This window comes from Sphingomonas sp. J315, assembly GCF_024666595.1.
In the GTDB taxonomy this organism is placed as follows: domain Bacteria; phylum Pseudomonadota; class Alphaproteobacteria; order Sphingomonadales; family Sphingomonadaceae; genus Sphingomonas.
In genome coordinates this window covers 373,695-396,461 of the sequence record NZ_CP088296.1, presented here as the reverse complement: position 1 = coordinate 396,461, position 22,767 = coordinate 373,695, and the positions used below count along the sequence as shown (strand labels likewise).

Annotated in this window: 18 protein-coding genes and 4 pseudogenes; 10 read left to right on the top strand and 12 right to left on the bottom strand. The window is 66.2% G+C overall.

The annotated features are described in order from the left end of the window. Nucleotides 1–10 precede the first annotated feature (10 nt). The 8 genes and pseudogenes from glnE (at nucleotide 11) to LRS08_RS02120 (ending at nucleotide 7,211) form a co-directional block, all read left to right on the top strand. Nucleotides 11–2,695, top strand: coding sequence for a bifunctional [glutamate--ammonia ligase]-adenylyl-L-tyrosine phosphorylase/[glutamate--ammonia-ligase] adenylyltransferase (gene glnE, locus LRS08_RS02155; RefSeq protein ID WP_257845104.1), 2,685 nt, complete (start codon nucleotides 11–13; stop codon nucleotides 2,693–2,695). A gap of 2 nt (nucleotides 2,696–2,697) precedes the next feature. Continuing rightward, a complete protein-coding gene (locus tag LRS08_RS02150; RefSeq protein WP_257845105.1) occupies nucleotides 2,698–3,171 on the top strand; it encodes a peroxiredoxin in 474 nt (157 codons plus the stop codon). Then, nucleotides 3,171–3,963: pseudogene (locus LRS08_RS02145) on the top strand (ferritin-like domain-containing protein). The gene LRS08_RS02150 and the pseudogene LRS08_RS02145 overlap by 1 nt, the downstream one beginning before the upstream one ends. Before the next feature lie 112 nt (nucleotides 3,964–4,075). Next, nucleotides 4,076–5,251 (top strand): M23 family metallopeptidase, encoded by a 1,176-nt coding sequence (locus tag LRS08_RS02140; RefSeq protein WP_257845107.1) that lies wholly within the window; start codon nucleotides 4,076–4,078, stop codon nucleotides 5,249–5,251. Between the two features lie 103 nt (nucleotides 5,252–5,354). Next, nucleotides 5,355–5,696 carry an iron-sulfur cluster insertion protein ErpA gene (erpA, locus tag LRS08_RS02135; protein ID WP_257845108.1) on the top strand — a complete coding sequence of 114 codons (342 nt, stop codon included), beginning with the start codon at nucleotides 5,355–5,357 and terminating at the stop codon, nucleotides 5,694–5,696. Nucleotides 5,697–5,703: 7 nt separating this feature from the next. Beyond that, a pseudogene (gene xth / locus LRS08_RS02130) lies at nucleotides 5,704–6,476 on the top strand (exodeoxyribonuclease III). Nucleotides 6,477–6,663: 187 nt separating this feature from the next. Next, nucleotides 6,664–6,909, top strand: a complete 246-nt coding sequence (locus LRS08_RS02125) for a hypothetical protein (protein ID WP_257845110.1) — start codon at nucleotides 6,664–6,666, stop codon at nucleotides 6,907–6,909. Nucleotides 6,910–6,956: 47 nt separating this feature from the next. Then, the gene (locus tag LRS08_RS02120; protein ID WP_257845111.1) at nucleotides 6,957–7,211 is read left to right on the top strand and encodes a hypothetical protein; all 255 of its coding nucleotides are present in this window, start codon (nucleotides 6,957–6,959) and stop codon (nucleotides 7,209–7,211) included. Nucleotides 7,212–7,264: 53 nt separating this feature from the next. On the opposite strand, the gene LRS08_RS02115 is transcribed toward LRS08_RS02120, so the two are convergent. Further along, entirely contained in the window at nucleotides 7,265–8,425 is a 1,161-nt protein-coding gene (locus LRS08_RS02115; protein WP_260481276.1) for an N-acetyltransferase, read from the bottom strand. A 136-nt stretch (nucleotides 8,426–8,561) separates the two neighbouring features. On the opposite strand from LRS08_RS02115, the gene LRS08_RS02110 reads away from it, so the two are divergent. Further along, entirely contained in the window at nucleotides 8,562–9,671 is a 1,110-nt protein-coding gene (locus LRS08_RS02110) for a fatty acid desaturase family protein (RefSeq protein ID WP_257845112.1), read from the top strand. A 100-nt stretch (nucleotides 9,672–9,771) separates the two neighbouring features. Here LRS08_RS02110 and lptG read toward each other — a convergent pair. From lptG to LRS08_RS02055, 11 genes and pseudogenes are all read right to left on the bottom strand, one after another. Continuing rightward, a pseudogene (gene lptG / locus LRS08_RS02105) lies at nucleotides 9,772–10,876 on the bottom strand (LPS export ABC transporter permease LptG). Next, entirely contained in the window at nucleotides 10,873–12,072 is a 1,200-nt protein-coding gene (lptF, locus tag LRS08_RS02100) for an LPS export ABC transporter permease LptF (protein WP_260481275.1), read from the bottom strand. The pseudogene lptG and the gene lptF overlap by 4 nt, the downstream one beginning before the upstream one ends. Before the next feature lie 86 nt (nucleotides 12,073–12,158). After that, nucleotides 12,159–14,117, bottom strand: a complete 1,959-nt coding sequence (locus LRS08_RS02095; RefSeq protein ID WP_257845114.1) for an ATP-binding protein — start codon at nucleotides 14,115–14,117, stop codon at nucleotides 12,159–12,161. 40 nt (nucleotides 14,118–14,157) lie between these two features. Next, the gene (spt, locus tag LRS08_RS02090) at nucleotides 14,158–15,372 is read right to left on the bottom strand and encodes a serine palmitoyltransferase (RefSeq protein WP_257845521.1); all 1,215 of its coding nucleotides are present in this window, start codon (nucleotides 15,370–15,372) and stop codon (nucleotides 14,158–14,160) included. Nucleotides 15,373–15,416: 44 nt separating this feature from the next. Then, entirely contained in the window at nucleotides 15,417–15,659 is a 243-nt protein-coding gene (locus LRS08_RS02085) for an acyl carrier protein (protein WP_257845115.1), read from the bottom strand. A gap of 225 nt (nucleotides 15,660–15,884) precedes the next feature. After that, nucleotides 15,885–16,790 (bottom strand): NAD-dependent epimerase/dehydratase family protein, encoded by a 906-nt coding sequence (locus LRS08_RS02080; RefSeq protein ID WP_260481274.1) that lies wholly within the window; start codon nucleotides 16,788–16,790, stop codon nucleotides 15,885–15,887. Between the two features lie 232 nt (nucleotides 16,791–17,022). After that, nucleotides 17,023–18,126, bottom strand: coding sequence for a glutamate 5-kinase (gene proB / locus LRS08_RS02075; RefSeq protein WP_257845116.1), 1,104 nt, complete (start codon nucleotides 18,124–18,126; stop codon nucleotides 17,023–17,025). Nucleotides 18,127–18,293: 167 nt separating this feature from the next. Continuing rightward, nucleotides 18,294–19,202 carry an alpha/beta hydrolase gene (locus tag LRS08_RS02070; protein WP_409456271.1) on the bottom strand — a complete coding sequence of 303 codons (909 nt, stop codon included), beginning with the start codon at nucleotides 19,200–19,202 and terminating at the stop codon, nucleotides 18,294–18,296. A gap of 67 nt (nucleotides 19,203–19,269) precedes the next feature. Further along, on the bottom strand, nucleotides 19,270–20,049 hold the full coding sequence (locus tag LRS08_RS02065; RefSeq protein ID WP_260481273.1) for a MipA/OmpV family protein: 780 nt from the start codon (nucleotides 20,047–20,049) through the stop codon (nucleotides 19,270–19,272). Between the two features lie 39 nt (nucleotides 20,050–20,088). Then, nucleotides 20,089–21,139, bottom strand: a pseudogene (obgE, locus tag LRS08_RS02060) (GTPase ObgE). Further along, entirely contained in the window at nucleotides 21,063–21,773 is a 711-nt protein-coding gene (locus tag LRS08_RS02055; protein ID WP_260481272.1) for a TetR/AcrR family transcriptional regulator, read from the bottom strand. The pseudogene obgE and the gene LRS08_RS02055 overlap by 77 nt, the downstream one beginning before the upstream one ends. A 49-nt stretch (nucleotides 21,774–21,822) precedes the next feature. Between LRS08_RS02055 and LRS08_RS02050 the strand changes: the two genes are divergently transcribed. Beyond that, on the top strand, nucleotides 21,823–22,683 hold the full coding sequence (locus LRS08_RS02050) for a metal-dependent hydrolase (RefSeq protein WP_257845119.1): 861 nt from the start codon (nucleotides 21,823–21,825) through the stop codon (nucleotides 22,681–22,683). Nucleotides 22,684–22,767 lie beyond the last annotated feature (84 nt).

Genomic DNA, 22,767 nt, shown 5'->3' with positions numbered 1-22,767 from the left:
AACAAAACGGATGAGCGGATCCGATCTCGCGCTCGACAGTGCCATCGCGCGGGCCGCGCGCCACTCGCCCTTCCTCTCCAATCTGATCGAGCGGGAGGCGGAGCTGATGGCCAATATCGCCGTCGCATCCCGCGATCCGCTGGGCTCGGCGCGGGTCAACGATCCCGATATGCCGCTGCCCCGCAGACTGCGGATCGAACGGCGGCGGCTGGCGCTGGCGGCGGCGATCGGCGACATGTCGGGACAACTCGACTTCGTTTCGATCACGCGCAACCTGTCCGATTTCGCCGATTACGCGCTCGACGCAGCGATCGGGGCAGCGATTGTCGAGCGGGTGCCCGGGGGCGAGCCGCGCGGGCTGGCCGGCATCGCGCTGGGCAAACAGGGGAGCCATGAACTCAATTATTCATCCGACATCGACCCCATTCTGATTTTTGACCCCGCCACACTGCCGCACCGCGAGCGCGACGCAGTCGAGGAGGCGGCGGTGCGGATCGGCCGGCGCGTGGTCGAAATCCTGCAGGCGCGCGACGCCGATGGCTATGTGCTGCGGATCGACCTGCGGCTGCGGCCATCGCCCGAGGTCACCCCCATCGTGCTGCCCGCCGAGGCGGCGATCAGCTATTACGAGTCACAGGCACTGCCCTGGGAGCGCGCTGCATTCATCCGTTCGCGTGCGGCTGCGGGCGACTGCGCGCTGGGGCAGGGGTTCCTCGACACGATCCGCCCGTTCGTGTGGCGCCGTGCGGTGGACTTCGGGACGATCCGCGAGATCCGCGGCATCTCGCGCCGCATCCGCGACCATCATGCGCAGGGTCAGGCGTTCGGGCCAGGGTTCGACCTGAAGCGCGGGCGCGGCGGCATCCGTGAGGTGGAGTTCTTCGCGCAGATCCACCAGCTGATCCATGGCGGGCGCGACCCCGCCTTGCGCGCACCGGCGACGCTCGACGCGCTTGCCGCACTGGCGGCGGCGGGGCGGATCGATGCCGAAGAGGCGCGGCAGCTGCGGGAGGCGTATATCCTGTTCCGCACGATCGAGCATCGCGTGCAGATGGTCGATGACCGTCAAACCCACAGTCTGCCGCATGGCGAGGCGCTGGACGGCGTGGCGCGGCTGCACGGGCTCGACGACGGCGGCGACCTGCTCGACCTGCTGCGTCCGCATGTCGAGGCGGTCGGGCGAATCTACGATGCACTCGACAGCGAGGATGGCGGGGCCGGTGCAACGGGGGCTGCGGTGGGCGAGGCGGGGTTGGCCGAGGCGGGGTTCGCCGATCCAGCCGGGGCGACGCGGCTGATCGAGGGGTGGCGCAGCGGGCGTTATGCCGCGCTGCGCAGTCCGCCCGCGCGGGCGGCGATGGAGGCGGCGTTGCCCCCGCTGATCGCGGCAATTGGCCAGTCGCCCGATCCGGGTGCCGCGCTGGCGCGGCTCGATACGATCCTGTCGCGGCTGCCGACCGCGCTCAACCTGTTCCATTTGCTCGAAGCGCGGCCCACGCTGGCGCGGCTGCTCGGGACGATTCTGAGCCATGCGCCGACCTTGGCCGATGCGCTGGCACGGCGGGTGGATCTGCTCGACGGACTGATCGACGCGAGCGCATTGGCCCCGGTCGGACCGGTCGCGGAGTTGGCCAAAGCGATGACACAGCGCGAGGCCGGGGACGATTATCAGCGATTACTCGACCATGTCCGCCAGATTGTCGGCGAGAAAAGATTTGCGCTGGGCGCGCAGATCGTCGCGGGTGCAGGCGACCCGCTTGAGGTCTCCGCAGGCTATGCGCGGGTGGCCGAAGCGGCGCTGGCGGTGCTGGCGCAGGCAACGGTGGAGGAATTCGCGGTTCGCCACGGCCGTGTTCCCGGCAGCGAACTGGTGATCCTCGCGCTCGGCAGATTTGGGGGCGGGGCGCTGACCCATGCCAGCGACCTCGACCTCGTCTTCGTCTTTACCGGCGATCACCTAGGCGAATCCGATGGCGAGAAGCCGCTTGGTGCAGTCACCTATTACAACCGCCTTGCCCAGCGCGTGATCGCGGCGCTGTCGGTCGCGACCGCCGCCGGGGCGCTGTACGAGGTGGATACGCGGCTGCGGCCGTCCGGCGCGCAGGGGCCGCTGGTGGTCTCGCTCGAAGGCTTCGCCCGCTACCAGCGCGAGGAGGCATGGACCTGGGAGCATATGGCCCTCACGCGCGCCCGTGCGGTGTTTGGCTCTCCGACGGGGCGCGGGGCGGTGGTGCAGGTCATCGACCAGGTGCTCCACGGCGATCGTCCAGCTCGCGACATCGCGGCAGAAGCGGCGAAGATGCGCGCCGACATGGCCGCCCACAAGCCGCCAAAGGGGCCGCTTGATGCCAAGCTGCTCCCGGGCGGGCTGGTCGATCTGGAATTCGCGGTTCACACGCTCCAGCTGGTTCGACGCACCGGATTTGCGCCGGGATTGCGCGATGCGGTGGATGCGCTGGTGGCCGATGGATTGCTCCCGGCGACGATTGGTCCGGCGCATGATTTCCTGACCCGCCTGCTGGTGACGATGCGGCTGGTGGCACCCGACGCGCAGCCGCCAGGCGAGGCGACCCGCGCGATGGTAGCGCATGCCGTCGGAGCAGCGGAGTGGAACGAGGTGGTTGCGTCGCTCGACCGGCACCGGCAGGAGGTCGCGACGGCCTGGGCAGGCGTGGCACGGGCGCAAGGGAGCTGACGATGCGTATCGAGGAAGGCGACAAGATTCCCCCCGTCGAGCTGATCGACATCGATGGCAATGGATTTCGTCTGGACGGGATGATCGGGGCACCGCTGGTGCTTTATTTCTACCCCAAGGACGACACGGCGGGCTGTACCCGTGAGGCGCAGGATTTCAGCGCGTTCAAGAACCAGTTCGATGCGCTGGGCGTGCGGCTGCTCGGCGTGTCGCGCGACAACACGATCAAGCACCAGAAGTTCGTCAACAAATACGACCTGACCATCCCGCTGGCGACCGACCCTGACGGCAAGGCGCTGGAGGTGTTCGGTTCGTGGGTCGAAAAGTCGATGTACGGCAAGAAATATATGGGCATCGACCGATCGACCTTCCTGTTCGACGCCGATGGCGCGCTGGTTCGCGCGTGGCGCAAGGTGCGCGTGCCGGGCCATGTGATCGAGGTGCTGGAAGCCGCGAAGGAGCTGAAGGCGGCGTAATGGCGAGCGTGGCAGAGGCGGCGCGCGCGGTCCTGCTGGCCGGTGAGCCGATGGCGAAGGTGGCTGCCGCCCGGCGTGCCGCGCGCGACTGGCGATTGGGGCGGCTGGCATTCGATTTCGACGTCGCGATGCCGGTCGAACCGGCGCGGCCCGCCACGCCTGAATTGCTGCCGCCGAACCGGATGCCAAAGCGCGGCAAGGGGTCGGAGCATGGCCGGATCGCGTTGATCCATGCGCTGGCGCATATCGAGTTCTTCGCGATCGACCTGGCCTTCGACCTGGTCGGGCGGTTTGGCGCGCAGTTCCCGCGCGCATTCACCGACGACTGGATGAGGGTCGGGGCGGATGAGGCGATGCACTTCGCGTTGCTCAGCCGGCGGCTGAAGCAACTGGGCAGCCATTATGGCGCGATGCCCGCGCATGCCGGGCTGTGGGAGGCGGCGACCGATACCGCGGACGATGCTGCGGCACGTCTCGCGGTAGTGCCGATGGTATTGGAGGCGCGGGGACTGGATGTAACTCCCGCGACGATCGAGCGGTTCGAGGCCGCCGGAGACATGCCGACTGCGGCGGTATTGGGCCGGATTTTCCGCGACGAAATCGTCCATGTCGCCGCCGGGACGCGGTGGTTCGAATCGCTTTGCGCAGATCGACGAATCGATTCTGCGGAGGGAATGGCGGGCGCTGATCGATCGTTACTTCCGGGGAACGGTTAAGCCTCCGTTCAACGACTCGGCGCGCGAGTCAGCCGGTTTGACGCGCGACTATTACGAAAGCCTTGCCGTGGAGTGAGCCTTCGGGTTCAACCCAATCCGTCGGATGCGGAGGGGCTGCTTCCAGACGCGATTGTTTAACGAAGGCGTGTGCCGCTCTATTGGCGCGTGTCTGTGGTTGCCGGGGACTCATGGTCAGCACTGCACTCAACGCGAATTTCGTAGCGCGGTTCCGCGATCTCTTCACGACCCGTGATTTCATCTTCCACGATGGCCGCGACCTCAAGCGGTTCAGCGTCGCCGGACGGACCCAGGCGATCCTCGCCGGCGTCGCCGCGATTACCGTTACCTTCTCTGCCTATGGCGTGTCGCAGGCCGCATTCGGCGCGATCATGGCCACTGGTGTTGCGGGAACCCAGGCAACTCCCGAAGCCCGCATGGAAAAGATGCGCGCCGAAATGACCCGGCTCGAGGCCGATGTCGCGGCGATCAAGGAAGCCGCCAAGGTTCACGCGGCGCGCGTCGAGCAGCGCCAGAAAATCATCGCCGGGGTGCTGAGCGGCACGGGTTCGCCCGCCGATGTCGGTGCGCCGATCGCCAATGTGTCGTTCGACGCGGACAGCGACATGGCCAATGAGGTGCTCGCTCCGCTCCGCCAGGTCGAGGCGCGCCAGGCACAGCTCGCCGCCAGGGCCCAGCGCACCGCGCAGATCCGCCTGCACCTGACCCAGCAGCAGCTGCGCAGCATGGGCATTCAGCCCGAACGCTTCGTCGGCGGCGGCATGGGGGGCCCGTTCGAGGCGGCACCCGAGGGCGCTGCAGCCGGTGGCGAAGCCAGCGCCGATGCGCAGTTCCGCTCGCTCTTCCAGACGTGGCAGAAGCTCGACGTGCTCGAACAGTCGGTAATCGCGATCCCGTCGCTCCAGCCGGTTGAGAACATGCGGTTGACCAGTAGCTTCGGTGTCCGGTCAGATCCGTTCCACGGCGCCGCCGCGATGCATGCCGGCATCGACATTCCCGGCCCGGTCGGCACGCCGATCTATGCCACGGCGGATGGCGTGGTCGGCCGCACCGGTCGCTTTGGCGGCTATGGCAATCTGATCACCGTCAATCACGGCAAGGGCATCGAAACCCGTTACGGCCATCTGTCGAAGATCCTTGTCGCGCCGAACACCCGCGTGCGGCGTGGCCAGTTGATCGGCCTGATGGGGTCGACCGGTCGGTCGACCGGCAGCCACCTTCATTACGAAGTGCGCGTCGATGGCAAGGCGCTCAACCCGATGCCGTTCATGCAGAATGCCAGCGTGATCGAGCAGGTCGAGCAGCGCGCGGCGAAGCTTCAGGCGACCGCCGTCGGCGGCAACTGAGCTACACGAGATAACAGGAGAGGGATGGGGCCGCACCGGCACAGCCGGGCGGCCCTTTTCCGTTTAGGTTGCGGCCATCGCCGCGGGCGCCTATCTGCCCTGCATGGCAACTGCGCTTTCCGAAGAAATCAGTCTCACGCCCGCCGCCGCCGCGCGTGTCGCGGCGATTGCAGCGAAGCAGGGCAAGCCCGCAACGCTGCGCTTGTCGGTCGAGGGTGGCGGATGTTCGGGGTTTCAGTACAAGTTCGAGCTCGCCGATGCGCCGGCCGAAGACGATGCGATCGCGCAGACCGATGGCGTAACTCTGCTGGTTGATTCAATCAGTCTGGACCTGGTCCGGGGCGCAAGCGTCGATTACGTCGAATCGCTTGGCGGTGCGGCATTTCGCGTGACCAATCCAGTTGCCGCATCGGGTTGCGGCTGCGGCACCAGCTTCGCCGTCTGATCGCGCTGTGAAGATCGTCAGCTACAATGTGAACGGGATCAAGGCGCGGCTGCCGCGCCTGATCGAATATCTCGGCGAACAGCAGCCGGACGTGGTCTGCCTTCAGGAGTTGAAGTCCGCAGATGAGGGCTTTCCGGAGGCGGATATCCGCGCCGCCGGCTATGGCGCAGTGTGGCACGGGCAAAAGGGCTTCAACGGCGTCGCGATCCTGGCGAAGGGCATCGATCCGGTCGAGCGCAAACGCGGTCTGGCAGGCGAACCCGAGGACGAGCATAGCCGCTATATCGAGGCGGAGGTGAACGGCGTGATCATCGCGTCGATCTACCTGCCCAACGGTAATCCGGTGCCGGGGCCGAAATTCGATTACAAGCTGCGCTGGATCGAACGATTGTCCGGCCATGCGCGCGACCTGCTCGCGGAGGAGCGAGCGGTGGTGCTGGCGGGCGACTATAATGTCATCCCGAACGACGATGATGTCTATTCGGTCAAGGCGATGGCGGACGACGCGCTGATGCAGCCGGAATCTCGCCAGGGCTATCGCGCGCTATTGGCGCAGGGATGGACCGACGCACTGCGCACGCGCTGTCCCGCCGGGCGGGTGTGGACCTTCTGGGATTATCAGGCAGGCGCTTGGCAGCGCGATGCGGGATCCGGATCGATCATTTGCTCCTCAGCCCGATTGCCGCCGATCGCTTTGCCGATGCCGGCGTCGACAAGGAGTATCGCGGCCGCGAAAAGGCCAGCGACCACGCGCCGACCTGGGTACGGTTGCGCGCCTGAAACGATTGCGCATTGTTGGCGCAATTTACCACCCTTCGGTGAGAAATCTCCTGCTCGTTTCATTCGGAACGACCTAAGTGACTGATATTGCTTAGCTCCAGTGTTTGGCATGACTAATGCACTAACACAGCTGCGACACAAGAGCCCAGGCCGGGTCGCAGCCCCAACAGTACCCAGGAGCAATTTCATGTCCATCGCCCTGATCGCCAGTGCCACCGCTTTGTTCGCGGCCGCATCGGCCACCCCCAATTCGACCGCCGCGACGCCGAACGCGCCGGCACCCGCACCCGCCACAGCCCCGGTCGCTGATGAGGATGCGCGCTATTGCGTGCGCTTCCAGATGACCGGCATCAGCCCGCCGCGCCGGGCCTGCAAGACGCGCGAAATGTGGATCGGCACCCAAGGTTACGATCCGCTCGCCCCCAGCAAGTAAGCGTCTCGTCAGACGAATATCTCACTGAAGTTCAAGGGAGATTTGTTATGCGTACCACGATGTTCGCCCTCGCTGCGGGTCTGGTCACCGCCAGCCTGTCCGAACCTGCGCTCGCCGCGCCAACGCCACGGGACACCCCCGCAGCAGCGCCATCGCCCTCCGGCACCGAGGCCGCCGCCGACACCAAGCGCTACTGCGTCAAGTACACGGTCGCCGGTTCGCGGCTGGAGAAGAAGATGTGCAAGACCCGCGCGGAATGGATCCTCGAAGACGAATTCGATCCCCTCGCCCCCCGACGGTAGCGAGGGTGCGGCCCGCAGTGCCCCTAACGCTGCGGGCCGCCTATCCTGGGGCTTTAGCCCAGATTCTTCGCGTAGATTTGGTACACGCGATTGACCTTGCTCTCGATCGTGTCGGCGATGGCATTCATCCCCTGATTATCGTCGAGCACCCAGCCGATCTCCCCTCGGGTCGCGCCGAAATCGACGATCGCGTCGCGACGGATATATTCGATCATCATGAAGGCGAGCTGGCTCGCCATGCGCGATCCCTGCAGCTTCTTGAGGACGCCCATCAGCGGGACGCGCATGCCCCTCGCCTTGCCGCGATGCAGCCACCACAGCAGCTTTGCCCAGCCGAACGGGAAGAGGTTGCCGTTGAGTGGCCCGAGCACCTCGTTGAGGTCGGGGAGGGTGATCATGAACGCCACCGGTTCGCCATCCAGCTCGGCAATTCGGATCAGCTTTTCGAAGACGATCGGCTTCAGCTTTTTTCCGACATCGTCGATTTCCGGCTGGGTGAGGGGGACAAAGCCCCAATTGTCCGACCATGCGTCGTTGAGAATGCTCAGGATCAGCGCGGCTTCCTCAGCGAAGCGCGATTTGTCGACTGTGCGGATGCGGATGCGGTCGCTCTTTTCGCCCATCGCAACGATCCGCTGGACTAAAGGGGGAAAGTCTCCGGTGATATTCAGGTCATAGGTCTTGAGCTGCTTCACAGGTACGAAGCCCGCATCCTCGATATAGTTGCGATAGGCGGGCTTGTGGTGCCCCATCATCACCATCGGGGCGTGGTCATGACCCTGGATCAACAGGCCGGGCTCCTCCCAGATCGACAGCGAGATCGGGCCGACGACGCGGGTCATGCCTTTCTTGCGCAGCCACTCCTGCGCGGTGTTGATCAGCGCGCGCGCGACATTGTCGTCCTCCGACTCGAACAGGCCGAAAAAGCCGGTGCCGGGGCCGAAACCCTGCTCGACGGGCATTTCCAGCGCCAGCCGGTCGATATGCGCGGCGATCCGCCCAACGGGTCGCCCGTCGCGTTCGGCCAGGAATAATTGTGCCTCGGCATGGCTGAACCAGCCATTCTTCTTCGGGTCGATCGCGGCGGCGACTTCGCTGCGCAGCGGCGGTATCCAGTTCGGATCGCCACGGTTGAGGCGGTACGCAAGTTCGATGAAGTCGCGCTTGTCCGCCTTGGTGGTGACCGGGCGGATGGCGAGCGGGGCAATGGCCACGAAATGGCACCTTTCGTTGATTTGCGCCAATTCAGTCACGCCTTGTCGCGCCCAAGTCAACTGGGGGACCGAGTCCCACCGGGGCGGTGTTGAAATGCCACGCAATGGCCACGATCTGATGCCAATGCCGGACGCTATGAATAGTCTCGCCCTTGATGCGGCCGCGCGGGAGCGTGTTGCCGATGCGCCGGTCGCGGCGTCGAAGATCCGCTTGTCCGGCATGGCCGACGACAAGGCGATGCTGCGCGCCGCGTCGGAGCTGACCCGCGATTTGCAGACGCCGAGCGCGCGCATCTATTGGAGCGATTTCCTCGTTTCGGCAGGAGTCGGCTATGCCGCGCTGGCGGGCGCGATCCTTGCCCCGTCGATCGGCTGGGCGCTGGCAAGCGGCGTGCTTGCCGTGCTCGCGCTCTATCGCGCCAGCCTGTTCATTCACGAGATCACGCACCTTAAGCACTCGTTGCTGCCCGGCTTCCGGGTGGGGTGGAACCTGCTGCTCGGCATCCCGATGATGCTGCCGAGCTTCATGTATGAGGGCATTCATACGATCCACCACACGCGCACCCGTTATGGCACGGTGGAGGACCCCGAATATCTGCCGCTCGCGCTGATGAAGCCGTGGACGCTGCCGGTGTTCCTGCTGGTGTCGACGCTGATGCCGGTCGGGCTGCTGCTGCGCTTCGGCGTGCTGGGGCCGCTGTCGCTGCTGTCGTCAAAGCTGCGCCGCGTTGTCGTGGGCCGCTATTCGGGCCTCCAGATCAACCCCAAGTTCGAGCGCAAGGCGCCCGAGGGCGAGTTCGCCCGCCAGTGGCGCTGGCAGGAAATCGGCGCGAGCGTGGTCGCGGTGACGCTGATCGCCACGGTTTCGACCGGCGTGCTGCCGCTCAAGGCGTTCCTCACCTGTATGGTGGTGATCTCGGGCGTCGCGGTGCTCAACCAGGTGCGCACTCTGGTCGCGCATCTGTGGGAGAATGAAGGCGAGCCGCTGACGGTGACCGCGCAATATCTCGACAGCGTCAACGTGCCGGGCGGGTTCCTGCCCTATCTGTGGGCACCGGTTGGGCTGCGCTTCCATGCGCTTCACCATCTGCTGCCGAGCCTGCCCTATCATTCGCTGGGCGAGGCGCACCGGCGGCTGTCGGAGGCGCTGGGGGCCGACTCGACCTACAGGCAAGCGAACTACCCGACGCTGCGCGGCTTGATGGCGCGGCTCGCGGCGAGCACGATGAAGGTACGGGCGCAATAATCGCGTCGTCTGCCCGGGCTTGACCCGGGCCGGGGCATCTTCCCTCAGGCGCGCAAGGCAGCCCGGCCCCGGGTCTAGCCCCGGGGCGACGTTGGGAGGGCTATTCCTCGCTCTTGAGCAGCACCGCCTCGCCGATCATCGCGAACAGCAGGAACGGCGCCCAGGCAGCGAGGAAGGGCGGGTAGGCGCCGAGATTGCCCATCGCCAGCGCGAAATTGTCGGCGACGAAGTAGAGGAAGCCGAGGCCCATCCCCATCACCGCGCGGACGAACAATTTGCCCGATCGCGCGATGCCGAACGCGGCGACGGCGGCGAGCAGCGGCATCAGCACCGCCGAGAGCGGGCCGGACAGTTTGTGCCACAATGACCCTTCGAGCGCCTTGGTCGGGCGGCCGGCGGTCTTGAGGTCGTCGATCGCCTCGCTCAGCGCACCGAACGACATGCTTTCGGCATCGACATTGGCGAGGGTGAACTGGTCGGGGCGCACGCCCTGCCCGACGATCACATCGCCCAGCGGGGTGAGCTTGCCCGTCGCCACATCGAACCGCTCCGCGCCCTGAACCCGCCAGCCATTGCCCTCACGCCGCCCGGCCTTGGCACGGACGAGCGACTTCAGCACGGCCCCGTCGCGCTCATAGACCGTAACGCCGCCCAGGATCGCTGCGTCGCCCCGGCCCTTGATCTGTTGGGCGTGGATCAAATGACTGCCGTTGCGGACCCAGACGTTCGAGCGGTCGCCCCGGTCGATCGGCAGCGGGCCGTATTCGACCTTCTTCCAGGCGGCGAGCGTGGAACTGGCCCGCGCGACGACCCGGTCGTTGAAGCTGAAGGAAATGATCGCGACGCCCAGCCCGGCGATCATCAGCGGCGCAAGCACCTGATGCGCCGACAGGCCCGATGCCTTGAGCGCAATGATCTCGCTATTCTGGTTCATCGTGCTGAACGTGACGATGGTGCCGAGCAGCACCGAAAAGGGCAGGAAGGTCGCGATGATCTGCGGCGCGCGCAGACTGACATAGGTCCAGACCTGGGCATCGCCATTGCCCGGGAAAGCGAGGATGCGGCCGGATTCTGCTGAGCAGATCGAGCGTTTGCAGGATCAGCACCAGCCCGAACAGAAAGGCGAAGGTGTTGATGAGGAACGAGCGCGCCATGTAGAATGACACGGTTTTCGACGGGAAGAAGTCGGTGAGCGCGTGAATCATGCCGTCACCTTCCGCTTGCGGCGCCCGGGCAGGTATTTCGCCACGGCTTTCCAGGTCTTGGCGAAGAATTTCTCAAGCGCGCCGATCGGCTGTCCGCCCGGCACATAGGCGATGGTGTAGTACATCCACAGCACCAGGCCCGCGAAGATCAGGAACGGCCCCCACAAGGCGAGCAGCGGATCGACCAGTCCGAGACTGCCCACTCCCTGCGCATATTCGTTGATCTTGTGATATGTGACGATCATCACGATCGACAGAAAGACCCCCAGCGCCGAGGTCGATCGCTTGGGCGGCACGCCAAGTGCCAGCGCCAGCAGCGGCAGCAGGAACATCGTCGCGACCTCAACCACGCGGAAGTGGAAGGCGGAGCGGCTGGTATCGCGTTCCTCCTCCGACTTGCTGCGGTCGCCGCCGATCTTGGCGAGTTCGGGCAGGGTCAACTCAAGGTTACGCTCGCCGCGTTGCCGGAATTGCTCGAATTTCGGCAGATCGATCGGCAAATCGTGCGCGTCGAAGGTGAGAACGCGCGGAACGTCGAACTTGGGCGACTGGTGGACCAGCGTGCCCTTGGTTAGGCGAAAGATGATGACATCGGGATCATCGGTGCGCAGAAACTGTCCCTTTTCCGCGGTCGCGGAGACGATGTCGCCGCCCGGCGCGCGCGCACTGACGAAGATGCCCGACAGGTCGCGGCCCTCGTTGCGGCTCTCCTCGATCCGCAGCGTCATCCGGTCGCCCATATTGGTGAACTCGCCGACCTTGATCGACGCGCCGAGCGCACCGGTGCGCAACTCGAACCGCAGCCCTTCGTAATTGTAGCGGGCATAGGGCTGGATATAGCCGACGATCGCGAGATTGAGCGCGGCGAGCGCGAAGGCGTACATGAAGGGGACGCGCAGCATCCGCCCATAGCTCATGCCGACAGCGCGCAGCACGTCGAGTTCGGAAGTGGTGGCGAGGCGGCGGAAGGCGAGCAGGATACCGAGCATCAACCCGATCGGAATGCCCAGGCCGAGATATTCGGGCAGCAGATTGGCGAGCATCTGCCACACCACACTGACCGGTCCGCCCTCGCTCGCGACGAAGTCGAACAGCCGCAGCATCCGGTCGAGCACCAGCAGCATCGCAGAGATCAACAGCGTAGAGATCAGCGGAACCGCGATCAGGCGCGCCATGTACCGGTCGAGTGCGGTCATCGAGTGTGGTTCGCGCCTTCAAAACTGACTGACTGCCGGCCGGCCCGGCATGAACACTCCCGCTATATCGAAGGTTGCAGCTAAATCTAGCCTGTGGGCGCGTCGGCAGGTGCCTGCGCGGCTATCGCATCCGCCAGCGCCTGTTCGAGCGCGGCCAGCGTAAACGGCTTGCGCAGTACCGGTCGCCCGGCGAAACGATCCTGGTCCGCTTCGCCGGCATAGCCGGTCACGAACAGCACGCCGACCCCGTCGAGCTGGGGCTGGAGCCCTGCGATCATTTCGGGGCCGGTCTGTCCGGGCATCAGGACATCGGACATGATCAGGTCGAGCGAACGCAGTCCGGCGACGATCTGCGGCGCAGTGAGCGGGTCGGAGCAGGCAATCGGACGATGGCCGAGCTCCTCCAGTGCGGCGAGCGTGGCGGACAGGACGCGCGGGTCATCCTCGACCACCAGAATGTCGAGCGCACGGTGCGGTCCGGCGCGCGGGCCGATCCGCTCCGGCGCGACCTTTTCCTTGGGGGTTGCGGCGTGGCAGGGGAGGAGCATCGTCACCGTCGTCCCTTCGCCGACGACCGACTCGATCCGCACTTCCCCGCCCGACTGGCGCGCGAAACCGAAAATCTGGCTGAGGCCGAGCCCGGTTCCCTTGCCCACCGGTTTGGTGGTGAAAAAGGGTTCAAACACGCGGTCCATGACTTCCCTGGTCATCCCGGTACCCGTGTCGCTCACGGCGATGCTGACATAGTCACCCGGCGCGCATTCTCCGGCAGCATCGCCCTCGAGCGCGACATGGCCCGATGCGATCACCAGCGTCCCGCGCCCGTCCATTGCGTCGCGGGCGTTGACGGCCAGGTTCAACAGCGCATTTTCGAGCTGCACGCGGTCGGCCCAGACGTGCCACTGCGTTCCCGCGCTGCGTGTCTCGATCGTGATGCCGTCGCCCAGGGTGCGATCGAGCAGCACCGACATGCCCTCGATCAACTCGGTCGGCTCGATCGCTTCGGGGGCGAGCGCCTCCGACCGTGCGAAACCGAGCAACTGGCGGGTCAGGGCGGCAGCGCGGCTGGCACCTTCTCCGGCGTTTTCGATATGACGCAGCGCTTCGGTTGCGTCGTCGGGCAAGTTACGTTTGGCGAGCTCGATCCCGCCCAACACGACCGCGAGCATATTATTGAAATCATGCGCGATTCCGCCGGTCAGCTGGCCTACCGCCTCCATCTTCTGCACCTGGCGGAGCTTCTCCTCGGCGGCGGCGCGTTCGCGCGCTTCGGCCTGAAGCCCGGCGGTGGCGGCGGCGACGGCGGCTTCCAGCTCCTCGGATCGGGCGCGCTGCGCTTCGATCTCGGCGGCGGCGGCGGCGCGGTCGCGGATCGCGCGCACGCTGAGCCAGCCAAGGATGATCGCGCCGACCGTCAGCAGCACGCCGAAGATCGCGAGGTTGCGGGTATCCGCCGCCGCGCCCGCAGCGGTCAGCCGCGCTTCTTCCGCGCGGGCGCTGAGCAGCAGCCGTTCGGCGTCGAAGATCGCCCCCGTCTCGCGCGACAGGGCGGCGAGATGGGGCGAGCGCCGCGCTTCGTTGAAATAGGCATAGGCCGCTTCGTTCCGGCCGAAATTGGTGTTCTGGGCGACTTCGGCCAGCTCCGCGCCCCGCGCGGTGAAGGCGTTGCGCAACCGCGTGGCGCGGGCAGTCTGTGCGGCATTGCCGCGGACGCGACGTTCGAGCAGGCCGAGCTGGCCGTCGGCGCGGCGCCATTGGTCGACAAAGTCGCGCCCAACCCGGCGCTCGCCTGCCACGACATAGCGGCCCAAAGTCGCCTCGGCCTGTGCCACGGTCGCGGCGAATCCCTGGGCGAGGACCATTACCTCATAGCTGTCAGACTGTCGCGCGAGCGCCGCCTGGCGCTGGGCGTCGGCGTTGCGCTGGCTGACCACCAGCAGGCCGAGCACGGCGATGCCGAGCAGCGCGATCAGGATCATGAGGCCCGCGCGCCAGTCCAGACTTGTCAGGCGGCGCATAAGCCCGGTGATGCGGCTATCGCTCATGGTCTCACGTCTAGGCGGTGGTCGTGACCAGCGCCAGCGTTCAGGCGATCACCCCGACTGCCTGTCCCGCCGCCTTGAACATGCCCAGCACGCGGTGAATCTGCTCGGGCGTATGTTCGGCGCAGAGCGAGCAGCGCAGCAGGAAGGTGCCGGCCGGCGTCGCGGGAGGACGCGCGAGATTTACGTACAGCCCGTTCTCCAGCAACGTCTGCCACATCGCCGCGCCCTGCACCTGATCGGTCAGGATCACCGCGATGATCGCGCTGTCGGCCTGTTCGGTGCCGAGCTTGAAGCCCATTTCCTTGAGCCCCGCGTGCAGCGTGCGGGCATTGTCCCACAATTGCTCGCGCTTCTTCGTCGCGGTCATCAGCTTGCGGATCGAGGTCGCGGCGGTGGCGACGACACTCGGCGGAAGCGACGCGGTGAAGATGTAGGGGCGGCAGGTGAGGCGAATCGCCTCGAACTTCGGGTGGTTCGACACACAGAAGCCGCCGACGGTGCCGACCGACTTGCTGAAGGTGCCGACGATGAAGTCGACATCGTCCTCGCACCCCAGCGCTTCGTACACGCCGCGGCCATTGGGACCGTAAAAGCCCATCGAATGCGCCTCGTCGGACAGGACCATCGCGCCATGCTTCTTGGCGACGGCGACCATTTCCTTGAGCGGTGCGATGTCGCCGAGCATCGAGTAGACGCCCTCGAGCACCACCAGCTTGCCGGCTTCGACGGGGAGGCGGCCAAGTCGCTTGTCGAGATCCTCGACGCTGTTGTGGCGGAAGCGCACGATTTCGGCGACGCCCTGCTTGCACCCGTCATAGATCGACGCGTGGCTGTCGGCGTCGAGGATGATGTAATCGCCCTTGCCCGCCAGCGTCGAAATCATGCCGAGATTGGCCATGTACCCGGTCGAGAACACGATCGCGCCGGTCGTGCCGTAAAACTCACGCAGCGCCTGTTCGACCTCCATATGGTCGCGGAAGGTGCCGTTGAGCATGCGGCTGCCATTGGTGCCGCTGCCAAACTTTTCGAGCGCTTCCTTGCCCGCCGCGATCACGTCGGGGTCGAAGGTCATGCCCATATAGTTGTAGGTGCCGAGCAGGATCGTGTCCTTGCCCTTGATCACCGCCTCGGTCGGCGACTTCACCTGCTCCATCACCACCGCATAGGGATCGGTGAAGCCGGCATCGAGCAGCGCCTGACGCTCCGCGATGATGGCGTCGAACTTGCTCATCAGGTCGGGCTTGGCACCCGTCATGGGAGCGGGGGCGTCGGAGGTGGCGATTGCGTCGGTCACGTGGGTCAGCCCTTCAGCTTCTGGACCGCGTCGACCAGCTGGCCGACGGTTTCGATCTCCGCCTGCATGTTCATGGTGATGATGATGTCGAACTCGTCCTCGATCGCGGCGACGAAATCCATCACCGTCAGGCTGTCCCATTCGAGATCGCCCGCAAAGGTGGTGGAATCGGTCAGTTCGACGCCCTTCTTGTTGAAGGGTTCGATCTGTGCGGAGACGGTTGCGAAGATGTCGTTACGGTCGCTCATGCGCGGTCCTTAATGATGTGGGCTGGCACTGCCAAGCGATTGCGGCGGAATTGGGGGGAGAGCGGGGCGGTGCCTGACACCCCTTGGAGGGAAAGCTGACGATTTTGATGGGGTGTCATGCGCGGTATCAGGCCGACTGTGCGACGCGATGCGGCAAGGGGGAGGGCCGGGACCATCGGCCGACCCAAGCAGCGAAAATCCAACATTTCAAGGCTGTCCGACTGCCTAGAGCAAACCCTGCGACCGGTACCAGTCGGCGGTCTGCACCAGCCCGTCGAGCGTCTCTATCTGCGGTGCCCATAGCTGCGCCGGGGGGCGGTGGTGCGGGGTTGCGGTCCAGTCGGGGTGGCTGAGATAGGCGGCGCGGTCGGGGGTCAGCTTGGCGTTGGCTTCACGCAGGAAGCGGTCGGCATGGCCGACAAGGTGGAGCAATGCGCGCGGGACGTGGATCGGGATCGGGCGGCTGCCGACCGCGCCGCCGACCAGCCGGGCGAACTCGGCATGGGTGTAGCCTCCGTCCACGCCGTCGTCGCATTCATAAATGTGGCGACCTGTATCGCTTTCCGCCATCGCGACCAGCAGCCGAGCGAGATCGTGGACATGGACCAGTGAGATGCGGCCCGCCGGGGGCAGCACGACGAACCCGAATTTCGCCATGCGGAAGATGTCGCGCATCTCCATGTCGCCCGGGCCATATACGCCGGGCGGGCGGATCATCGTCCAGTCGAGCCCGGACTTGCGCACCTCTTCCTCGGCGCGTTCCTTGGACCGGCCATATTCCGATAGCTGCGGCTCGCGTGCGGAGAGCGAGGATACGTGGACGAAGCGGCGCACGCCCATGGATGCTGCGGCGGCGGCCATGCGCGCGGTGCCGTGGACATTGCCGTTGATGAAGCCGGCGGGGTTGGGGGCGTTGACCACCCCGGCGATGTGGACGACCGCGTCCGCGCCGCTGGCGAGCCGGGCGAGCGCATCCTCGCTGTCGAGATTGCCCGCGATCCAAGTGACGCCTTCCCGCGCCGGTTGCTCGCGGCGGGTGAGCGCGCGGACGCGGTGGCCGCGAGTGAGGGCGTGGTCGACGGTGGCCTTGCCGACGAAACCGGTGGCTCCGGTGAGCGCGAGGACTGCCATCTCTAAAGCCCCTCCCTTTCAAGAGTGGCGGGTTGGGTTGCCCCCGGCAATCCAAGCCCAGTCCGGGGGACTGGGCGACCCGCCACTGGGTTGGGGGTGGGTGCGAGACGCGCAGCGGCTCGCCCGGCGCGAAGCGACGGCCGGGGCATCGAGCCCCGTCCGCCGCTGGACCCACCCTCAGCCCCTCCCTTGAAAGGGAGGGGAAGAAGAACCGGCAGGGTGAGGGTCAGCGTCACAGCAGCACCATATGGTTGCGGTGGACCAAAGCCGAACGCGGGGCGTAGCCGAGGATCTCGCCCTGATCCTCGCTGCGGGTGCCGAGGATCGCCTGCGCTTCGCCCGCATCATATTCGGCGAGGCCGCGCGCGATCGGGCCGTTCGGACCTTCGATCGTGACGAGGTCGCCGCGGAAGAACATGCCGCGCACGCCGGTCACGCCGATCGCGAGCAGGCTGCGCCCCTCCGCCAGCGCGGCGGCGGCGCCCGCGTCGATCGCGATGCTGCCCTTGGCGGTGAGGCGACCCGCCAGCCAGGCTTTCCGGGCGCGGGTGCGTTTTTCGGGGAGGAAGATGGTGTGGCGCGCGTCGGCGGACAGCGGGCGGTCGATCCGGCCGCTGGCGATGGCGAGGCTGACCCCGGCGCTGGCGGCGATCCGCGCCGCCTCGATCTTCGACACCATCCCGCCCGATCCCATGCCGGAGGCGGAGCCGCGATCGGCCATCCCCTCGATCCGCGCGTCGATCTGCGTGACCTGCGCGATATGCTGCGCGCCGGGGAGGGCGGGGTTGCGGTCGTACAGGCCGTCGATGTCGCTGAGCAGGACGACGCCATTGGCATCCGCCGCCTGCGCGACACGCGCTGCCAGCCGGTCATTGTCGCCGAAGCGGATCTCGGCCGTGGCGACGCTGTCATTTTCGTTGATGATCGGCACCACGCCGAGGCTGAGCAACCGCCCGAGCGTCGCGGCGGCGTTGAGGTAGCGGCGGCGATCCTCAAGATCGTCGAGCGTCACCAGCATCTGTGCGGCGGTGAGGCCGTTTGTCGCCAGCATTTCGGCCCAGACCTGGCTGAGCGCGATCTGGCCGGTCGCGGCGGCGGCCTGCGCATCCTCAAGGCTGGCGCGGCCGCCCTTGGGGAGGTTGAGGCGGCGCGCACCGAGCGCGATGGCGCCGGAGGAGACGACCGCGACCTGCTGTCCCGCCCGCACCCGTTCGGCGATGTCGGTAGCGATCCCCGCCAGCCAGTCGCGCCGCACGCCGCCATCGGGATCGACGAGCAGCGCCGATCCGATCTTGACGACGAGACGCGGGCAGCAGGCGGGCGGAAAGAGATGCATCGAGGGCCGCATACAGGCGCGGCGGGTGATGTGGGAAGTGCAGAAGCGATTGTGCCGAATCAATCACGCCTTGCGCCTCTTTGTTATCCCGGGCTTGATCCGGGACCCCGCTTCTTCGACCGGCCAAGGCAGCTGGGCCCCGGGTCAAACCCGGGGTGACGAGAGGGTCAGGGTTGGAAACGCGTTTTCAGCCAGGCGTCGACCACCGGCGTCGCAGGATAGCCGGCCTGCCCCAGCTTCCGGTTGATTTCCATATGGCCGATCAGGCCGCGCCCGGCCATCCGCGTGACCTGGGCCGGGGTACCGGCCTTGCGCAGCGCGGCACCGAGTGCTTCGGACTGGCGCTTGCCGTCTTCGCGATCGACATGGAGGATCAGGAATGCGGGGGCGTTGGGGCCGTCGGCGTGCGCGGTGGGGGACAGCGATTTTTGCCGCGCGGGATCGCTGCCGAAGGCCTGGGCATAGGTGTCCTGCATGATTCCCGGGCCATCGGCCATCTGGGCGGCGACGTCATAGGCCGCGCCGTCGAGCGGGATCACGCCCTTGATGTCGGACAGCGCGAAGCCCGCTGCGCGGGCATAGGCCGGGTCGGTGCCGACCAACGCGACCAGATGCGCGCCGGCGCTGTGGCCCATCAGCACCATGCGCTTCGGGTCGATGCCCAGTTTCGCGGCGTTGGTGCGCAGCCAGGCGAAGGCGGCGGCGACATCGGCGGCCTGATCCTCGACCTTTGCCGCGGGGACGAGGCGATAGTTGACCGAGGCGACGGCATAGCCCTGTCCGAGATAGTGCGTCACCTTGTCCGCGCCGGTCGCATTGCGCTTGTCGCCGCGCTTCCACCCGCCGCCATGGACGAAGATCACGATCGGCGCGGGTCTGGCGCTGTCCTTTGCTGCCCAGAAATCGAGCTTTTGCAGGGCGTCGCGGCCATAGGCATGCTCGACCATGCCGGTTGCGGGAGCCGTGGCACCGCCCGCGGCCATGCGCTCCGCGATCCGCTCACGGAGGCGCTGCGCGTCGGCGGCCTGTGCAGTCAGCAACGCCGCCCCGCCGAGCAATGCGATCAGTCTCAACATCCGCGCCTCCCGTCGATGTTGCGCCGTCATGCCCGGTTGTTGCTGAACTGTAACTGTCCCGGCGTGGTTACTCGCCGCCGAACGTATAGCTGAGCGCCAGCCCGACCGAGGGCTGGCTGCGCGATCCGGCGGCGCGGACATAGGGGGAGCGACCCGCGTCGCCGACCAGATGGTCGTAGCGGGCATAGGCGCTGATCCCGACCCGCTTGCCGAGCTGGCGCAGATAGCCGGCGGCGATGCCCAGCCCCTCGACCCCGCCATCGGGGCGGAACTGCGCCAGACCGGAGGCTGCGCTGTCCGCCGGGGTGATCCCATACCAGGCGCGGTGATAGGTCGCGTCGGCGAGCGTCACGCGCGGACCGATCGAGAACAGCCAGTTGTCGCCATCGCGGGCGATAATGTCGGCGCTCAACTCGCCCACCAAGCCGTCGTGGCCGCTCACCGCCTTGCGCGCCTCGGCACGGACGCGCAGGTTGGGGGCAGGGTAGGTCTGCGCGAAGCCGCCGATCTCGAAGCTGAACCCGACTTCGTGGAGCGGCACGCCGATGTCCGCAGCCTTGCGCTTGCCCTTGAAGCCGAGCGCGGGGCCGAATTCGATTCCGCCCGCGTCGGCGACGACGAACCCGAAACTTTCATCGGGTGCCTCGAAATCGAACGGATCGTCGCCGCGCGCGCGCGAAACGTCGAAAAAGGGGCCGAACGAGAGATCCTTGGCACCGGGCGTCGCGGGCGACACTTGCGGCCCGACATAGATTCGGGTGCGCAGCGGTTCACGCGACGGGGCCTCTTCCTGTGCGAGAACAGGGGACGCGAACAGCAAAGCGGGCAAGGTGACGCGGATCAACATGCCCTCGAAACTATCATTTTGGGTTACCCGCGCCAGCCCCTAGATCGGCGACCACTCCACCACTTCCTCGCCCTCATCGTCGTCGCTGACCCGCGCGTGATCGGGGCCGATCGCCTCAAGCAGCTTGTCGAGCGCCCAGTCGACGCCGATGCCCGCCGCGCCGGAGATCGCGATGACTTCCGCACCGCTGGCTTCTTCGAGCTCGGCGGAGAGGGCGGCAATCAGCTCGTCGTCGAGCATGTCGATCTTGTTCAGCGCGACGATGATCTTCTTGTCGAGCAGCCCCGCGCCGTAGGCGTCCAGCTCGTCGCGGACGATACGGTAGCTGGTGGCGACGTCCTCGTCATTGGCGTCAACGAGGTGGAGCAGCACCTTGCACCGTTCGATATGGCCGAGGAAGCGGTCGCCGATCCCCGCGCCTTCCGCCGCGCCCTCGATCAGCCCGGGGATGTCGGCGATGACGAACTCATTGCCCTTGTGCCGCACCACGCCAAGCTGGGGGGCGGGTGGTGGTGAAGGCATAGGCGCCGACCTTTGCCTGGGCGTTGGTGACGGCGTTGATGAAGGTGGACTTGCCGGCATTGGGCAGGCCGACCAGACCCGCATCGGCGAGCAATTTGAGCCGCAGCCAGACGAACATTTCCTCGCCCGGCCAGCCGGTGCCGTGCTGACGCGGGGTGCGGTTGGTGCTGGTCTTGTAGCTGGCGTTGCCGCGCCCGCCATCGCCGCCCTTCAGGAAGACGATGCGCTGCCCTTCCTCGGTCAGGTCGGCGAGCAGGGTGCGCTCCTCGTCATCGGCGAGGATTTGCGTGCCGATCGGTACCTTGATGACGAGATCGTCGCCACCCGCGCCGGTCTTGTTGCTGCCCGACCCGCCATGGCCGCGCTGGGCGCGGAAATGCTGAGTGTAGCGGAAGTCGATCAGCGTGTTGAGGCCGGGCACTGCTTCGAAGATGATGTCGCCGCCCTTGCCGCCGTCGCCGCCGTCGGGACCGCCATATTCGATATACTTCTCACGCCGGAAGCCGACGGCACCGCCGCCGCCCCAGCCGGATTTGATGTAGATTTTTGCCTGGTCGAGAAAATGCATGACTAGATGTCCTGGCCCCACATCTTGAGAAAGCGGGGGAGCCGATGAGCTGACGCAGCGCGATTTCGCGCGCGGCGCCACGGGGAAGGTCGAGCGATCGGGCGAGCTGTTCGCCGAGCAGCGCGTCGCCCATCGCCATCAGGACGAGGGCGAGCGTGTCCTCACGCAGCGCGGTACCGGTGTCTTCGCCCTCGACCGCAGCGATCTGATCGACAAGACCGTGAATGACTTCGAGGATCGGGTCGAGCGCGTCCTCGTTCCCCGAAAGGATCATCCAGCTTGCCAGCGCGCCTGCGCCGGATTTGTCGAAGGCGTCAAAGGCGAGGTCGACGACCTGCCGGGGCTTGTCCTCCGTCGGTGCCTGTCCGTCGGCGCGCGCTTCCTGAATCAGGCAGACGATGCGCGTGCAGACTGTCTCGGCGAGGCTGCGGGCGAGCGCGCGCTGCAACCCCGCCGCCGACCCGAAATGGTGGAGGAGGTTGGCATGGGTGCGGCCGATGCGCGCGGCAACGGCCTTGAGCGTCACCGCTTGCGGCCCCGCCTCAATCAACAGGGCGCGTGCGGCCTCCAATGCGGCGTCGCGCGATTCCTCAGGGCTGAGGCGTTTGCGTTCGGGGATCGGTGTTATTGACATTTGTGTAAGTAAGAGGTAGCTGTCATCGCAGATGCCTTGGAGCAAAACCATGTCGAACGCAAAGACTCCCGCTGACCTGACCATCACGCCGCGCGACCGCCGTTTCGGGCGCGGGCAGCGGCAGGACCGCTGGTGGCTGGGCGGCGATGTCACCGCGACCGCCTTTTACAACGCGCTGTCGGTCACGTTTCCGAAGGGCGAAGCCTATTTCATCGAGAGCGTGAAGGCGTTCCGCGAGGGAGTGGACGAGAAGCTGGCGCGTGAGATCAAGGCGTTCACCGTGCAGGAAGTTGTGCACAGCCGTGAGCATGTTGCGTTCAACAAGCGCGTGCTGGACCATGGTTATGACATCAGCCGGCTGGAATCGCGGATCGACCAGGTGCTGGAGATCGCGCGGGCGCGGCCCAAGATCGTCCAGCTCGCCGCGACGATGGCGCTGGAGCATTACACCGCGATCCTCGCCTCGGAGCTGATCAGGAACCCGAAGCATCTCGACGGTGCCGATCAGGAGAATGGCGATCTGTGGCGCTGGCATGCACTGGAGGAGATCGAGCACAAGGGTGTCGCATACGACACCTATCTCCACGCGACCAAGGGCATGAGCCGGTGGAAGCGCTGGAAGATCAAATCGCTGACGATGCTGCTCATCACCGGGACCTTCTGGAAGCACCGGATCGAGGGAACGCTGGACCTGATGGCGCAGGACGGCGTCACCGGCTGGCGCGCCAAGGCGATGGTGGCGAAATATCTGCTGGTCTCCCCGGGCATCGTCACGCGGATGATCCCGGCCTGGATCAGCTACTTCCTGCCCGGCTTCCATCCGTGGAATCATGACGATCGCGCGCTGATTCAGAAGGTGGAAAGCGACTATGAGGCCGCGATTCTGCCCAACGGAACCGTGGCCGCATAGCCGCGTATTTAATTACTGAACGGAAAATATCAGAAATTATCCGTTGCGGGGTTGAAACCGCTTTTCCGCCTCCCCAATTGCTGC

Bases quoted from the DNA above. Each gene is read 5' to 3' on its own strand.
- LRS08_RS02065 (WP_260481273.1), bottom strand. From the start codon at position 20,049: ATGTTGATCCGCGTCACCTTGCCCGCTTTGCTGTTCGCGTCCCCTGTT.
- LRS08_RS02055 (WP_260481272.1), bottom strand. From the start codon at position 21,773: ATGTCAATAACACCGATCCCCGAACGCAAACGCCTCAGCCCTGAGGAA.
- LRS08_RS02085 (WP_257845115.1), bottom strand. From the start codon at position 15,659: ATGAGCGACCGTAACGACATCTTCGCAACCGTCTCCGCACAGATCGAA.
- LRS08_RS02120 (WP_257845111.1), top strand. From the start codon at position 6,957: ATGCGTACCACGATGTTCGCCCTCGCTGCGGGTCTGGTCACCGCCAGC.
- LRS08_RS02110 (WP_257845112.1), top strand. From the start codon at position 8,562: ATGAATAGTCTCGCCCTTGATGCGGCCGCGCGGGAGCGTGTTGCCGAT.
- LRS08_RS02050 (WP_257845119.1), top strand. From the start codon at position 21,823: ATGTCGAACGCAAAGACTCCCGCTGACCTGACCATCACGCCGCGCGAC.
- proB (WP_257845116.1), bottom strand. From the start codon at position 18,126: ATGCATCTCTTTCCGCCCGCCTGCTGCCCGCGTCTCGTCGTCAAGATC.
- LRS08_RS02095 (WP_257845114.1), bottom strand. From the start codon at position 14,117: ATGAGCGATAGCCGCATCACCGGGCTTATGCGCCGCCTGACAAGTCTG.
- LRS08_RS02080 (WP_260481274.1), bottom strand. From the start codon at position 16,790: ATGGCAGTCCTCGCGCTCACCGGAGCCACCGGTTTCGTCGGCAAGGCC.
- lptF (WP_260481275.1), bottom strand. From the start codon at position 12,072: ATGACCGCACTCGACCGGTACATGGCGCGCCTGATCGCGGTTCCGCTG.
- LRS08_RS02070 (WP_409456271.1), bottom strand. From the start codon at position 19,202: ATGTTGAGACTGATCGCATTGCTCGGCGGGGCGGCGTTGCTGACTGCA.
- spt (WP_257845521.1), bottom strand. From the start codon at position 15,372: ATGACGGGTGCCAAGCCCGACCTGATGAGCAAGTTCGACGCCATCATC.
- erpA (WP_257845108.1), top strand. From the start codon at position 5,355: ATGGCAACTGCGCTTTCCGAAGAAATCAGTCTCACGCCCGCCGCCGCC.
- LRS08_RS02140 (WP_257845107.1), top strand. From the start codon at position 4,076: ATGGTCAGCACTGCACTCAACGCGAATTTCGTAGCGCGGTTCCGCGAT.
- LRS08_RS02150 (WP_257845105.1), top strand. From the start codon at position 2,698: ATGCGTATCGAGGAAGGCGACAAGATTCCCCCCGTCGAGCTGATCGAC.
- glnE (WP_257845104.1), top strand. From the start codon at position 11: ATGAGCGGATCCGATCTCGCGCTCGACAGTGCCATCGCGCGGGCCGCG.
- LRS08_RS02125 (WP_257845110.1), top strand. From the start codon at position 6,664: ATGTCCATCGCCCTGATCGCCAGTGCCACCGCTTTGTTCGCGGCCGCA.